At 63.0% G+C, this 12,790-nt stretch carries 13 protein-coding genes; 5 read left to right on the top strand and 8 right to left on the bottom strand.

The genetic code is table 11. The features are described 5' to 3' along the window. The first annotated feature begins 38 nt into the window (after positions 1 to 38). A complete protein-coding gene (locus tag DBIPINDM_RS14630; protein WP_258587920.1) occupies positions 39 to 278 on the top strand; it encodes a DUF680 domain-containing protein in 240 nt (79 codons plus the stop codon). Between the two features lie 78 nt (positions 279 to 356). Here the strand turns inward: DBIPINDM_RS14630 and DBIPINDM_RS14625 are convergent, their stop codons facing one another. The 5 genes from DBIPINDM_RS14625 to DBIPINDM_RS14605 all read right to left on the bottom strand — a co-directional run bounded on the left by DBIPINDM_RS14625 (position 357) and on the right by DBIPINDM_RS14605 (position 6,872). Continuing rightward, positions 357 to 1,469, bottom strand: a complete 1,113-nt coding sequence (locus tag DBIPINDM_RS14625; RefSeq protein WP_258587919.1) for an ABC transporter ATP-binding protein — start codon at positions 1,467 to 1,469, stop codon at positions 357 to 359. Between the two features lie 29 nt (positions 1,470 to 1,498). Further along, on the bottom strand, positions 1,499 to 3,163 hold the full coding sequence (locus DBIPINDM_RS14620; RefSeq protein WP_258587918.1) for an alpha-glucosidase family protein: 1,665 nt from the start codon (positions 3,161 to 3,163) through the stop codon (positions 1,499 to 1,501). A 4-nt stretch (positions 3,164 to 3,167) separates the two neighbouring features. Then, positions 3,168 to 4,322 (bottom strand): carbohydrate ABC transporter permease, encoded by a 1,155-nt coding sequence (locus tag DBIPINDM_RS14615; RefSeq protein ID WP_258587917.1) that lies wholly within the window; start codon positions 4,320 to 4,322, stop codon positions 3,168 to 3,170. Position 4,323: 1 nt separating this feature from the next. After that, complete coding sequence (locus tag DBIPINDM_RS14610) at positions 4,324 to 5,337, bottom strand: carbohydrate ABC transporter permease (protein ID WP_258587916.1); 1,014 nt, start codon at positions 5,335 to 5,337, stop codon at positions 4,324 to 4,326. A 179-nt stretch (positions 5,338 to 5,516) separates the two neighbouring features. Beyond that, the gene (locus DBIPINDM_RS14605; RefSeq protein WP_258587915.1) at positions 5,517 to 6,872 is read right to left on the bottom strand and encodes an ABC transporter substrate-binding protein; all 1,356 of its coding nucleotides are present in this window, start codon (positions 6,870 to 6,872) and stop codon (positions 5,517 to 5,519) included. 365 nt (positions 6,873 to 7,237) lie between these two features. Between DBIPINDM_RS14605 and DBIPINDM_RS14600 the strand changes: the two genes are divergently transcribed. The 4 genes from DBIPINDM_RS14600 (at position 7,238) to DBIPINDM_RS14585 (ending at position 9,976) form a co-directional block, all read left to right on the top strand. Beyond that, positions 7,238 to 8,260, top strand: coding sequence for a substrate-binding domain-containing protein (locus DBIPINDM_RS14600; protein WP_258587914.1), 1,023 nt, complete (start codon positions 7,238 to 7,240; stop codon positions 8,258 to 8,260). Positions 8,261 to 8,402: 142 nt separating this feature from the next. Beyond that, on the top strand, positions 8,403 to 8,645 hold the full coding sequence (locus DBIPINDM_RS14595; protein WP_258587913.1) for a hypothetical protein: 243 nt from the start codon (positions 8,403 to 8,405) through the stop codon (positions 8,643 to 8,645). A 36-nt stretch (positions 8,646 to 8,681) separates the two neighbouring features. Then, on the top strand, positions 8,682 to 9,056 hold the full coding sequence (locus DBIPINDM_RS14590) for a hypothetical protein (protein ID WP_258587912.1): 375 nt from the start codon (positions 8,682 to 8,684) through the stop codon (positions 9,054 to 9,056). A 122-nt stretch (positions 9,057 to 9,178) separates the two neighbouring features. Next, entirely contained in the window at positions 9,179 to 9,976 is a 798-nt protein-coding gene (locus tag DBIPINDM_RS14585; protein ID WP_258587911.1) for a transglutaminase domain-containing protein, read from the top strand. Between the two features lie 15 nt (positions 9,977 to 9,991). Here the strand turns inward: DBIPINDM_RS14585 and DBIPINDM_RS14580 are convergent, their stop codons facing one another. From DBIPINDM_RS14580 to DBIPINDM_RS14570, 3 genes are read right to left on the bottom strand one after another with little or no spacing between them, the layout of a single operon-like run. Beyond that, a complete protein-coding gene (locus DBIPINDM_RS14580) occupies positions 9,992 to 11,440 on the bottom strand; it encodes a S8 family serine peptidase (protein ID WP_258587910.1) in 1,449 nt (482 codons plus the stop codon). Next, on the bottom strand, positions 11,430 to 12,098 hold the full coding sequence (locus DBIPINDM_RS14575; RefSeq protein ID WP_258587909.1) for an anti-sigma factor: 669 nt from the start codon (positions 12,096 to 12,098) through the stop codon (positions 11,430 to 11,432). The genes DBIPINDM_RS14580 and DBIPINDM_RS14575 overlap by 11 nt, the downstream gene beginning before the upstream one ends. Beyond that, on the bottom strand, positions 12,095 to 12,661 hold the full coding sequence (locus DBIPINDM_RS14570) for a sigma-70 family RNA polymerase sigma factor (RefSeq protein WP_258587908.1): 567 nt from the start codon (positions 12,659 to 12,661) through the stop codon (positions 12,095 to 12,097). Before DBIPINDM_RS14570 ends, DBIPINDM_RS14575 begins: the two co-directional genes overlap by 4 nt. Between the last annotated feature and the right edge of the window lie 129 nt (positions 12,662 to 12,790).

Raw genomic sequence — 12,790 nt, 5'->3', positions numbered from 1 at the left:
CGCTGCTCCCGTGAAGCTCAAAATTCAGGAGACTTGAAATGAAGAAGATCATCCTTGCTGCCGCCGCCGTTCTGGCTGTCTCCGGCAGCGCCTTCGCAGGCAGTGACAATTACGGCTCCAATGGCGCCAACCAGCCTGCCGCGACTTCGGTTGACAATTCGCGCACGGCTTCGATCCGTGACAGCGGCTCGCCCGTCTACAAGCTGCTCAATTCATCGGGCGACGTGCAGAAGTCGATCCCTCAGAGCAGCGACCGGGACCGCTTCGGCAACCACTAACAGCCGAAGCCGATTCTAAAAAAGAGCGGCGGGCCATGCCCGCCGCTCTTTTTTACGCCGTCGAGATGGGGTTCTGTCTTAAGCCGCTTTTGCTTCCGGCTTCCGGAGTGCGAAGGAATGTCCGTCCGCATCGAAGATATGCAGGTCCTCGCCATTGGCGCTCAGCCGGAGCGTCGAGCCGCGCTTGACCTCGACATTGCCCGGCAGCTTTGTCACCAGCGGCAGGTCGGCGCGGCCGATGTCGACATAGACCAGCTGAACCTCGCCGAGCTGCTCGACATAATCGACCGTTCCCTCGAACAGATAATCCGCGCCGGTTGCGACCATGAGGTCTTCCGGCCGCACCCCGAAGCTTACCGCCGCACCCTTCGCCGAAGCAGGCGTCGTAATCGGCACCGTAGCCTTACGGCCGCCGACATGGCTGACGACGGTCGGGTTGCCGGTCTTGTCGATCGTCGCCGGCAGGATGTTCATGGCCGGCGAGCCGATGAACTGGGCGACGAACAGATTGCCGGGCTTCTTGTAGAGATCCATAGGCGTACCGACCTGCTCGATATGGCCGTCCTTCAACACCACGATGCGGTCGGCGAGCGTCATCGCCTCGACCTGGTCATGGGTGACGTAGATCATGGTCGTGGCGGGCATCGATTCCTTGAGCTTGGCGATCTCGATACGCGTGGCGACGCGCAGTGCGGCGTCAAGGTTCGACAGCGGCTCGTCGAACAGGAACACTTTCGGATTGCGCACGATGGCGCGGCCGATGGCGACGCGCTGGCGCTGCCCGCCCGACATCGCCTTGGGCAGCCGGTCGAGATATTTGGTCAGCTGCAGGATTTCGGCGGCCTGCTTCACACGCCGGTCGATCTCGGCCTTGTTTTCCTTGCCGATCTTCATCGAGAACGCCATGTTGTCGTAGACCGTCATATGCGGATAGAGCGCATAGGATTGGAACACCATGGCGATGCCGCGCTTGGACGGCGGCACGTCATTGACCACCTCGCCATCGATCTTGAGCTCACCCGACGTGATTTCCTCGAGCCCGGCGATGGAGCGCAGCAAGGTTGACTTGCCACAGCCCGACGGACCGACGAAGACGATGAACTCGCCCGATTTGATATCGAGGTCGATGCCGTGGAGAATGTTGAGATTGCCGTAGGACTTCTTCACTTGCCTCAAATTGACATCGGCCATTGGTTTCCTCCCAGTGATTTCTCAAAAATTCAGTCGATGCGTCCGAACCAGGCGCCGTAACCGCTAAGTTCGATCGAACCGGGGCTCGCCTGCCCGGAAAACCCGTGTCCCGGCAAAGGTTGCAGGGATCGGCTGCCAAGGTCAACCTTGGCTGGCTTGGCGCCGAGGTTGAAGACGCAGACGATCTGCTCATTGCCGGCGCGGCGCGTGAAGGCGACGGTGTCGCCCTCGCTTTCGATGAAGGTGATATCGCCCTTGGCCAATGCCGGATGCGCACGGCGGAAGGTGAGGAAGCGCCGGTAGTGCTCGAGCAGCGAAGCCTGGTCGCCTTGCTGGACATTGACCGCTTGTGCCAGATGCTTGGCCGGCACCGGCAGCCAGGGCTTTGCCTGGGAGAAGCCGCCATTCTTGGCGCTGCCATCCCACACCATGGGCGTGCGGCAGCCGTCGCGGCCCTTGAATTCCGGCCAGAAGCGGATGCCGTACGGGTCCTGCAGATCCTCGAAACGCAGCTCGGCCTCGCCGAGCCCGAGCTCTTCGCCCTGGTAGAGGCAGACCGAGCCGCGCAGCGACATCAGCAAAGCCGAGATGACCTTGAGATAGGCGATCGGGTCGGCTTCGCTGGCGGCCCAGCGCGAGGCCGGGCGCATCACGTCATGGTTGGAAAAAGCCCAGCACGACCAGCCGTCGCTGGCGACCTTGCCGAAGGCTTCGAGCACCGAGCGGACCTTGGCCGCGCTGATCTTTTCCGGCGCCAGGAAGTCGAAGGAATAGCACATGTGCACGCGCTTGCCGCCGGCGGTATAGGCCGCCACGACTTCCAGCCCGCGCTGCGAATCGCCGACCTCGCCGACGGCTGCGGCCGCCGGATATTCGTCGAGCAGGGCGCGGAAGCGTTCGAGGAAGCCGAGGTTTTCCGGCCGGCTCTTGTCGTAGATATGGTCCTGGTAATTGTAGGGATTGACCGCCGGTGCGGTCTGGTCGTTGCGCTCTTCCGGCGGCAGCGGCGGATTGTTCTCCAGGCCCTGGCTGTGGAAGTAGAAATTGATCGTGTCGAGGCGGAAGCCGTCAACGCCGCGTTCCAGCCAGAAGCGGGTGACGTCGAGCAGCGCGTCCTGGACTTCGCGGTTGTGGAAGTTGAGGTCCGGTTGCTCGGCCAGGAAATTGTGCAGATAATATTGCTGGCGGCTGGTGTCCCACTGCCAGGCCGACCCACCGAAGATCGACAACCAGTTGTTGGGCGGCGTGCCGTCGGGCCTTGCGTCCGCCCAGACATACCAGTCCGCCTTGGGATTGGTGCGGCTCGACCGGCTTTCCTTGAACCAGGGGTGGCTGTCGGCGGTGTGCGACAGCACTTCGTCGATCATCACCTTGAGCCCCAGCCGGTGCGCCTCCGCCGTCAGCGCATCGAAATCGGCCAGCGTGCCGAACATCGGATCGACGTCACAATAGTCCGAGACGTCGTAACCGAAATCCTTCATCGGCGATTTGAAGAAGGGCGAAATCCAGATGGCGTCGGCGCCCAGTGCGGCGATGTAGGGAAGCCTGCCGATAATGCCCTTGAGGTCGCCGATGCCGTCGCCATTTGAATCCTGATAGCTGCGCGGATAGATCTGGTAGATCACAGCACCGCGCCACCAGTCGCGATCGATGGCGAGGTCAGGGTTCGAACTGGCTTTCAAAGCAGATTGCATTGTCTCAGCCTCCTTTCACCGAGCCGGCGAGCAGCCCGCGGACGAAATAGCGCTGCAGCGAGAAGAAGACGGTCAGCGGCACGATGATGGTGATGAAGGCCGATGTCGTCAGGATCTCCCAATTGCCGCCGCGCGAGCCGAGCAGCGCGTTGAGCTGCGCCGTCAGCACGATCTGGTCGGGCGCCGTACCGAGGAAAACCATCGCCACCAGCAGATCGTTCCATACCCACAGGAATTGGAAGATGGCGAAGGAGGCAAGCACCGGGAAGGACAGCGGCAGCACGATCTTGACGAAGATCTCGAAGTCGCTGGCGCCGTCGATGCGCGCCGATTCCATGATCTCGCGCGGCAGGCCGGCAATGTAGCTCCTGAGCAGGTAGATGGCGAAGGGCAGGCCGAAGCCGGTATGCGCCAGCCAGATGCCGAGATAGGTTTTCGACGGCACGCCGAAGAAAGTGCCGACGCCGTTATAGAGCTTGAGCAGCGGGATCAGCGACATCTGCAGCGGCACGACCAAAAGGCCGATGATGACGGCGATCAGCAGCGCCCGGCCGGGAAAGCGCATCCAGGCCAGCGCATAGGCCGCGAAGGCCGCGATCAGGATCGGGATCACCGTCGCCGGGATAGTGACCGTCAGCGAATTCATGAAGGAGCGGCCGATGCCCTGCGACAACAGCACATTCTGATAGTTCTCGGTGGTGAATTTCGGCGGCGCCGACGAAGCATAATAGACGCGCTGGCCGCGGTCGCCTTCGAAGGCCTTTGCCGAAGACAGCACGAAGCTGCCGTCGGCATTCAACTGCAGCATGACGCCGTCGCCGAGATCGGCTGAGCTTCCCGTCTTGTATTGCGTCGGCGCAGCCGCCTTGACGCCAAAGGCGCTGATCTCGCGCTTGGCGCCGTCGCCGAAGATGTTGCCTTCGATGACGTATTTGCCGTCCTTCTGGGTTTGCGCGGAAGCGCCCGGCAATCGCCCGCCCTCGGTCTGGCTGGAACTGGCGAAGGAGTTCCACCAGCCGGAGGCGACGATCTGGTCCTTGTCGCGCAGCGACGAGACGAGGATGCCGAGCGTCGGGATGGTCCAGATCGTGACGAAGATCAGTACGGCGATGTGGACGCCGAAACGGCTGGCAAAGGACTTTCCGGTTGCGACGGCCATCTCAGTGCCCTCCCGTCTCTCTGTTGGCCTGGCGGATGTTCCAGACCATGATCGGGATGACCGCGATCATGATGATGATGGCGATGGTCGCGCCGCGGCCGAAATCGCCGCCGCCGCGGAACATCCAGTCGAACATCAGATTGGCCAGCACCTGGCTGTTCCATTGGCCGTTGGTCATGGTCAGCACGATGTCGAACACCTTGAGCACCAGAATGGTGATCGTGGTCCACACCACCGCTATGGTGCCCCAGATCTGCGGCACCATGATCTTCCAGAAGATCTGGAACGGATTGGCGCCGTCGATGACGGCGGCTTCCAGCGTCTCTTCCGGAATGCCGCGCAGCGCCGAGGACAGGATGACCATGGCAAAGCCGGTCTGGATCCAGATCAGGATGATCATCAGGAACAAGTTGTTCCAGAACGGCAGCGATATCCACACCTGCGGCTGGCCGCCGAAATGCTGGATGATGGCGTTGAGCAGGCCGATCTGCACCTGGCCCTCGCCGCGGTATTCGTAGATGAACTTCCAGATCACGCTGGCGCCGACGAAGGAGATGGCCAGCGGCAGGAAGATCAGGCTCTTGGCGATCGTGCCCCACCAGATCTTGTCGGTCAGCACGGCGATGATCAGGCCAAGGAAGGTGCAGGCGGCGGGCACGACAGCCAGCCACAGCACATTGTTGAGGATCGAGTTGCGGAAGTCGCGGTCGCCGAAGGCCCATTGATAGTTGGCCAGGCCGACGAAATTGATGCCGCCACGGTCGAGGAAGGAGAGCCGCAGCGTTTCGATCACGGGATAGATCAAATAGATCGTCAGGATGATCATCGCCGGACCGACAAACAGCCAGGGTCTTATCAGGCCCTGCCGGCGCAGATTATCGACGGCGGCCGTGCCGGAGACCCCGCGCGAGGGGAAGGTCAGGTCGAGCAGTTTGTTGGCGCCCCAGAAATAGGCGACACAGCCGCCGACGCCGATGATGATGACGAATATGGCCGAGAAAATCTGAGCCGCCATGGGTCCCTCTCCCTGCACATGACCGGCCAGGCAAACACCGGCGGTCGGATGCACCGACTTTTGAGTTATTCGGAACAGTCGAAATGCGAAGGCTTGCGGCGTGCGCCGCCGGTCGGATCCGGGCCGTGGCCCGGATCCAGTAGGAGGATCAGGAAAGTGTCAGGTCGCTCTGGAGCGAACTACTTGATGCCATCCCAGCTCTTCTGGATGTCGGCGGCGACATCCTGAGCGGACTTGCCGCCGACCAGATCGATCATGCCGGTCCAGAACGAGCCGGCGCCGACCTTGCCAGGCATCAGGTCCGAGCCGTCGAAGCGCACCGTCGTCGCGCCGACCAGGATCTCGCCCTGCTTCTTCAGCGCAGCGCTGCCATAGGCATCCTTGTTGGCCCCCTTGAAGGGGGTGACGAAGCTCTTCTGCGCCATCCACAATTCATGCGCGAGCGGCATCTCCAGGAACTTGATGAACTCGCGCGATGCCTTGGAATCCTTGGTGATCATCACCAGCGTTCCGGCCACTTCCTGGGGGTTGCCCAGTTCCGGCTTGGAAGCGTAAGGCGGGTAGGGGAAGAAGTCCGCATCCTGGCCGAGCTTCACGTTTTGCGGGAAGAAGGACGGGATGAACGACGCCTGGTGGTGCATGTAGCACTTGGGCGGCACGGTAAAGAGCCCTTTCGGGCTGTCGCGGAAGTCGGTTGCCGCCACCGCCTTGGCGCCACCATCGACCATCTTGTCGTCGGTAGCGATCTTGCCGAAGATGTCGATGGCGTTGACCACTGCCGGATCGGTGAACGGAATCTCGTTCTTGACCCACTTGTCGTAGACTTCCGGCGGCTGCGTCCTCAGCATGATATCCTCGACCCAGTCGGTCGCCGGCCAGCCGGTGGCGCCGCCCGAACCAAGCCCGATGCACCAAGGCTTGCCGCCGTCGGCGATGATCTTCTTTTCGAGCTCGGCCAGTTCCTCCTGCGTCTTCGGCACCTTGTAGCCGGCCTCGTTGAAATTGTCGGGCGAGTACCAGATCAGGCCCTTGACGTCGATCTTGTAGGGGAAGGCGTAGAAGCCGGGCTTGCCGTCCTTGCCGTTATAGGTGCCGAGCTTGGCCCAGGAGTCGCCGGCGGCATAGTTCTCCTTGATCCAGGCGGCGACGTCGTCGCCGAGCGGGGTGAGCACGCCCTTGGAAGCCAGATCCTGGATCAGGCCCGGCTGCGGCAGGATGGCGATGTTGGGCGGGCTGCCGGCCTGGGTGTCGATGACGATCTGCTGCTCGTAATTTTCGGACGAGGAGTACTTGACCTCGGCGCCTGTGGCCTCGGCGAAATAATCGAGCACCGAGCGGGCCAGATCCTCGTCCTCGCCGCGCCAGGGTCCGAAGATGGTCAGGGTCTCGCCCTTGAGATCGACTTTCTTGAGCTCTTCGTAATTTGCCCAGTTGAAGCGCTTGTCTTCACCCGGCTTGAACTTCAGTTCGGCATGCGCGGGCGCATTCAGGGCGAACGTGGCAAACGCAGCACCCAGCAAAAGCATTTTCTTCATCGGTATTCCCTCCCAGTGGGTCACATACACCGGACGGAACCTCCATTCCGCCCGCCGACGCTGCAGGACTGTGACTCAGTCGCAAGGGAACCGCAACCTTTCGAAGAGTCTTCCAAAGCGCTTTGGCTTTCCCGATCACGCCATTGAATCGACCGGAAGTCAAGAGGCTCGGTTAGCTAATCGATTTAACTTTGTAGATTTTGGCGCCGAAAAGTGCAGCGCAGCATGGTTTTTTGGCAGCGCAACAGTGATTTTTTGTTTCAAACCGGTCTCAACCCCGACTATGGTCATCGCGATGACGTCGCGCCCTTGTGGCATTTGGGTCGATTCAATTTAAAAGCGCTTTGAGGGAATGGAGGCCTTTTGTGAACCTCAAGCAGCTCGCGCATATGCTGGCGCTCTCGCAGACCACGGTAAGCCGGGCGTTGAACGGCTATCCGGAGGTCAACGAGGAAACGCGCCGGCGCGTCATGGATGCCGCCAAGCGCCATGGCTATCGCCCCAATCCGAGTGCGCGGCGGCTGGCGACCGGCAAATCCGGCATGATCGGCTATGTCTTGCCGACCGGGGCCGCCGTCGACATCGATCCGCATTTTGTCGAGTTCCTGTCCGGCCTCGGCGACTATGCCCGCTCGCACGAGCTTGACCTTGTGCTGTCGCCGGCCGACGCCGACGACCAGGAGACGACCTACCGGCGCATCGTCGCCAACCGCCAGGTCGATGCCGTCTATATCTCTTCGCCTAGGCCGCAGGACAGTCGGGTGGCGCTGGTCAGCACGCTCGGCATTCCCTTCCTCGTCCATGGTCGCAGCGAAGGCTTCGATTTCGACTATCCCTATCTCGACATCGACAATGAGGGTGCCTTCCACGAGGCGGCGCGGCTGCTGGTCCAGCTCGGCCACCGGCGGTTGGCGCTGATCAATGGCGACGACCGCGAGACCTTCGCCATCCATCGCGAGCGCGGCGTGCGCCGCGCACTCGCGGTAAGCGGGCTGACCCTGGGCAAACGCCATGTCTGTTCGGTGGCCATGACCGAAGAAAACGGCTACCGCGCCACCAGGCGTCTGCTGGAGGCCGGCGACGCGCCGACGGCGATCGCCTGCTCCAGCCTGATCATGGCGCTGGGCGTCGTGCGCGCTGTGCGCGATCTCGGCCTCACCATTCCCGGCGACGTCTCGCTGATCGCCCATGACGACGTCTTTCCCTGGCTGAAGCCGGAGAATTTTTCCGTGCCGCTGTCGACCACGCGCTCATCGATCCGTCTTGCCGGCGCGCGCGTCGCCGAGCGGCTGGCGGCGCGGATATCGGGACTGGAAGAGGGCGCCCGCGGCGAAGTCTGGCCGGTCGACCTGGTGGTGCGCGGCTCGGTGGCCGGCGCGCCGGCGTAGGGGCTAGGTCCAATCACAGTGAACGACCGGGTTCGCCCGAAGCGGACCTTCTAATGCATGTCACTCAAAAGTGACCTCGGTTTTGAAGCAACGACGAAGGCCTATTAACGCCGCATTAGCCCGCCTGTTCGAACATGAGCCGATGAACACCGATCAGCCCAGCGCGGTTTTCGGCCGGCGCGGGCGCGAGAGTCGCGCCCCGGCTACCCCGGTTCACCGTGCCCCGAGACCGGCGCTCCCTGCTGGCCGTATCGTGTTTCTGCTTGGCTTGACGGGCCTTTTGCTGACCGTTGCCGGTGCAATCGTCTGGACTTTGCCAGGGATCGAAAAGGCAAATGCGGAAGCCGCGCGGACAGAACAGAAAGTGGTCGAGATCGTCAACTAGCCGATCACCCATCTGCCTCGCTCTGGGTCATTCTCGGTGTTTTCGCCAGGCTGGTTTCATGCGGGCGCTACAGAGCCGGACTTCAACAATGTCGATATCCGGACCACGCAGGAACTCACTTATGAGGGCTATGTCACTTCAGACCTGAACCCCACCGAAATGTTCATCGGACGTGAACTCGAATTCAATGCGATGACCAAATATTTCTACACCGACCGAACGCTGCCCAAAAAGCGATTGTCCGACACCGAAATGGTCGAGATCAACGGTCTCTACCGCGTCATCGGCCATGATGAGCAGGCGGTATTGATGCGATGGCTTGTTATAATCGGGCTGGCTGTCGTCGGGTTTTGTCTTGCATCCGCGCTGCTTCTGCTAGGCCGGCGAACCCGTGAACTCGCGGCGGGCTGATCGATAGCGTTCGCAGGATCCTCAGACGAGGATGCGCCTGGCTGCCCCTTGCCGGCCTTGCTCGCAGCGAAAAAATCAGTTTGACTGATTAAGCGGCCCTGGCCGAGGAACGGAGAGCCGACATGGAAGGCGCGGATCGTTGGCTGGCTCATAGCCACATGTCCGATCCGGGGCACCACGCTGCTGCGATTGCCACGCTTCCGGCAGGCATCGGGCCTCTCAGCCAGGTCATCCAGGGCGTGCTGGTGCATGCTGACTGGGCAAGAGAGTACGGCCTCGACGAGACGACGCTCGATCCAACGGCGCGCAGAACATTGCCCATCGCCGAACGGCTGGATGATGTCCTGAAGCGGGATCCGCGGCCTCTTGATGTCCAGCGGCCGGCGGACAAGCGATCCACCGGCACCTGCCGCGACTTCGCGCTTGCGCTCTGCTCCTTCTTGCGCTGCAGGGGTGTTCCGGCCCGCGTGCGATGCGGCTTCGCTGCTTATTTTGGTGACGAATGGGAGGACCACTGGGTTTGCGAATACTGGGATTCCGAGGCCGGCACGTGGCGCCTCAGCGATGCCCAAATCGATCCCATGCTGCGGCAAAGGAACCGCATTGAATTCGATTCCGCCGATGTGCCGCGCCGGTTTTTCATGACGGCGGGAGAAGCCTGGTTGAGATGCCGCCGGGCGGAGGCCGACTCAGGCGCATTCGGCCACGGCAGTGTGGCCGGCTGGTGGTTCCTGAAGATCAACGTGCTGCGCGACCACTATGTGCTGAACGGTCGCGAGACGTCGAACTGGGATCGCTGGCGCGAGGCGCCTCAACACAAACGATCGATTCCAGACGACGAAATGGAGTTGCTGGATGATTTGGCCGCACGCCCGGAGCAGGCGCTGATGGAGATCGCGCCAGATTGGTTGGAACGGTAATCTGCTAGCGCGACTTCATTTCTTCGCCGCCTCGGCCGCCTTGATGTCCAGCAGCCCATAGCCGAAGTCGTTGTCGCGCCCCTTGGGCCCGAGATCCTTGGCCGTTGCCGCCAAGGCTTTCTCGATGTCATCCGCCGAGCGGTCGGGCGCGGCATGGAGGAGATTGGCGATGGCGCCGCTGACGATCGCCGCGGCAAATGAGGTGCCGGTGACCACATCGGAGCCGGCGCCGCTCGGCGCCACCATCTCGACGCCGGGGGCTGAGATGAAGACATAGGCGCCACGATTGGCCTGCGGCATCAGCCCGTCCTTGGCGTCAGTGGCGGTCACCGCGATGACGCCGTCGAAAGCGGCCGGATAGCCATAGGGCGCCTTCGGCCCGTTATTGCCGGCAGCGGCCACCAGCACCATGCCAAGCGCTCGTGCATTGCGGCAGGCGGCGCCGAGCAGATCGTTCTTCGGTCCGACGAAGCTCATATTGATGATGCTGACATTCTGCTCCGCCGCCCAGTCGAGCGCCGACAGGATGACATCCATGGTCGACTTGCCGCCTTCGAAGGCGCGGGCGTGATAGATTCTGGCGCCCGGCGCCATGCCCTCCAGCGCGCCGACGCCGGCGATCAGCCCGTCGACCGAGGTGCCGTGATCGCGCTTTTCGATCGGCACGTCGGGCATGGCGTCGAACTGCGCGGCGATGACGCCGGCCAAGGCCGGATTGGCGTCGTCGATGCCGGTATCGATGACGGCAACGCGGACGTTTTCGCCGCTGGCCTGTTTGGAATCGAGTTCGATGCGGCCGAACGCATAGTTCACGATGCCCGCGGCCTGCTGCAATGTATAGATATGATTGGGTTCGCGGCGCTGCGTGCGGCCGTCGGCGGCAAGCTGCGCCAGCACGACGCCGACAGGACGGCCGTCGGGAATGCCGAAGCGCACCAATGTGGTGCCGAGCAGCCGGGACTGGCGCTGCGAGCGCACTTCGAGGCCGAAGGAGGCGGCGATCTGCTGCACGGCGCCGGCATCGCCGTCAACGGTCACCAGCACCTCGTCAGGCACGAAATCGCCGGCCACGGCGCGCGGCGGCTGGACGGCGATGAGATCGGTCGGCGAGACGATCGGCCCGCTGGCCGGCGGGCCGGCCTGATTGTTGCCGGGCGGCGGCGCCGGTTCCGGTCGTGGTGTCGGCACCGGTGCCGGGGGCGCGACCGGGTTGGGAAACAGGTCGACGATCAGGACGGGAAGAAAGACGGCGCCGGCTTGGGCAGGACCCGCACCGCCGGCATTGTCGTTGGCGCCGCTGCCATCCTTGGCGCAGTTGGCGCCAGCTGCATTGGTGCCGTTGCGGCAGTCGATTTTCGTCTGGTCGCTATTGGCGGCGTTGCTCTGCGCCGACGCAGGCACGGCGGCGATTGTCATCGCCGCCGCAAGGATTGCCGCAAATCGAAGGGCCGCCTCAGCCGCCATCAACCGGTTTCCTTCCCTCGATCACAGTCTCCGCGAAAGGCTGGGCGGCAATAAGGCCGAGCTGCTTCGTATAGTCGGCTGCGTTGGCGGCGGGGATGGCAAGCCGGAAGACGCCATCGGCGGTCGGTCCGCCGATGACCTTCAGCCCGTTGCTGCCGAGGAATGCCGAAATATCCGACATCTTTGCATCCGGCTTGAACTTGACCAGCGCGAACGGCATTTTCGCCAGATCGTCTTCCGCGCCGGCAATCTCGAAATCCTTGCCCTTGCCGCCGGGCTGCACCAGGGACTGCACCGCAATCAGCGCCAGCAGGACCGCGGCCGCCGCCCACGCGACGCCGACCGGCACCGCCATGAAGCGGCCCCAGGCCTGCGCCAGCCAGGATGAGCCTGCCGGCTTGCGTGCAGGTCCGGCCTCGGCATCGAGCGCCCTGGCAAAGCGGCTGAGCGCATCGGTCGGCGGGCGGATTGCCTCATTGGCGGCCGACGTGCCGGAGAATTCGGCCTCGGCCTCGCCAAGTGCGGCAAGCGCCGTGGGATCGCTGGCCAGCCATTCCTCGACAGCTTCGAGGTCGGAGCCTTCCAGCGAGCCGTTCAGATAGAACGGCAGCAACGTTTCCATTTCGTCGCGGCGCGACATCTTTTCAGCGGCGCTCATGGCCACCCCCTGTCGTAACCGGCGGCCTTGAGGGCCTCGCCGAGTTTCTTGCGGGCGTAGAACATCCTGGTCTTGACCGTCGCGACCGGGATGGCGAGCACCTCGCCGATCTCGCTCACCGACTGTCCGTGATAATAGGCAAGGTCGATCACCGTGCGGTGTTCTTCGGGCAAGGCGTCAATGAAGCGACGCAAGGCGGCGGCCTTGTCCTCCTTCATGGTGACGACCTCCGGCGTGTCGGCGCTGTCGGGCACCGCGGCGGCGGCCTCGTCGTCGATCCAGTCTTCCTTTTTCTTGCGCAGCAGCGACAGCGCCTTGAACCGGGCGATGCCGAGCAGCCATGTCGAGACTTCGGAGCGGCCTTCGAAGCCTGGCGCCTGGCGCCACAGTTCGAGGAACACCTCATTCGCGATATCGTCAGCCATCATTTCCGATCCCGTCTGGCGCGCCACGAAGCGGTAGACCCGCGCGTGGTGACGCATGAACAGGAGCCGCACGGCGGCACGGTCGCCCTTCGCGACCCGGTTGACAAGCGCGCGATCGGTCTCCGTCGCTGCCGTCATGGCCGGTCGAGCCGCCTGGCTCCTGTCTGCTCTGTCGCTGATCGGTCCAAAAAGGTTCATCCTCCGCCAAGGAATTTGCGGAGGCTAACCGAAGAGTGGGGCGGTTGCCAGTGGGTGAGGAGCGTCCCG

It is taken from the genome of Mesorhizobium sp. AR02, assembly GCF_024746835.1.
Taxonomy (GTDB): Bacteria; Pseudomonadota; Alphaproteobacteria; order Rhizobiales; family Rhizobiaceae; genus Mesorhizobium.
This window is presented reverse-complemented; position numbering and strand designations above follow the sequence as displayed.

What these genes read in the sequence shown, in the direction of transcription:
- DBIPINDM_RS14630 (WP_258587920.1), top strand. Translation starts at nt 39, where the DNA reads ATGAAGAAGATCATCCTTGCTGCCGCCGCCGTTCTGGCTGTCTCCGGC.
- DBIPINDM_RS14625 (WP_258587919.1), bottom strand. Translation starts at nt 1,469, where the DNA reads ATGGCCGATGTCAATTTGAGGCAAGTGAAGAAGTCCTACGGCAATCTC.
- DBIPINDM_RS14620 (WP_258587918.1), bottom strand. Translation starts at nt 3,163, where the DNA reads ATGCAATCTGCTTTGAAAGCCAGTTCGAACCCTGACCTCGCCATCGAT.
- DBIPINDM_RS14615 (WP_258587917.1), bottom strand. Translation starts at nt 4,322, where the DNA reads ATGGCCGTCGCAACCGGAAAGTCCTTTGCCAGCCGTTTCGGCGTCCAC.
- DBIPINDM_RS14610 (WP_258587916.1), bottom strand. Translation starts at nt 5,337, where the DNA reads ATGGCGGCTCAGATTTTCTCGGCCATATTCGTCATCATCATCGGCGTC.
- DBIPINDM_RS14605 (WP_258587915.1), bottom strand. Translation starts at nt 6,872, where the DNA reads ATGAAGAAAATGCTTTTGCTGGGTGCTGCGTTTGCCACGTTCGCCCTG.
- DBIPINDM_RS14595 (WP_258587913.1), top strand. Translation starts at nt 8,403, where the DNA reads ATGAACACCGATCAGCCCAGCGCGGTTTTCGGCCGGCGCGGGCGCGAG.
- DBIPINDM_RS14585 (WP_258587911.1), top strand. Translation starts at nt 9,179, where the DNA reads ATGGAAGGCGCGGATCGTTGGCTGGCTCATAGCCACATGTCCGATCCG.
- DBIPINDM_RS14580 (WP_258587910.1), bottom strand. Translation starts at nt 11,440, where the DNA reads ATGGCGGCTGAGGCGGCCCTTCGATTTGCGGCAATCCTTGCGGCGGCG.
- DBIPINDM_RS14575 (WP_258587909.1), bottom strand. Translation starts at nt 12,098, where the DNA reads ATGAGCGCCGCTGAAAAGATGTCGCGCCGCGACGAAATGGAAACGTTG.
- DBIPINDM_RS14570 (WP_258587908.1), bottom strand. Translation starts at nt 12,661, where the DNA reads ATGACGGCAGCGACGGAGACCGATCGCGCGCTTGTCAACCGGGTCGCG.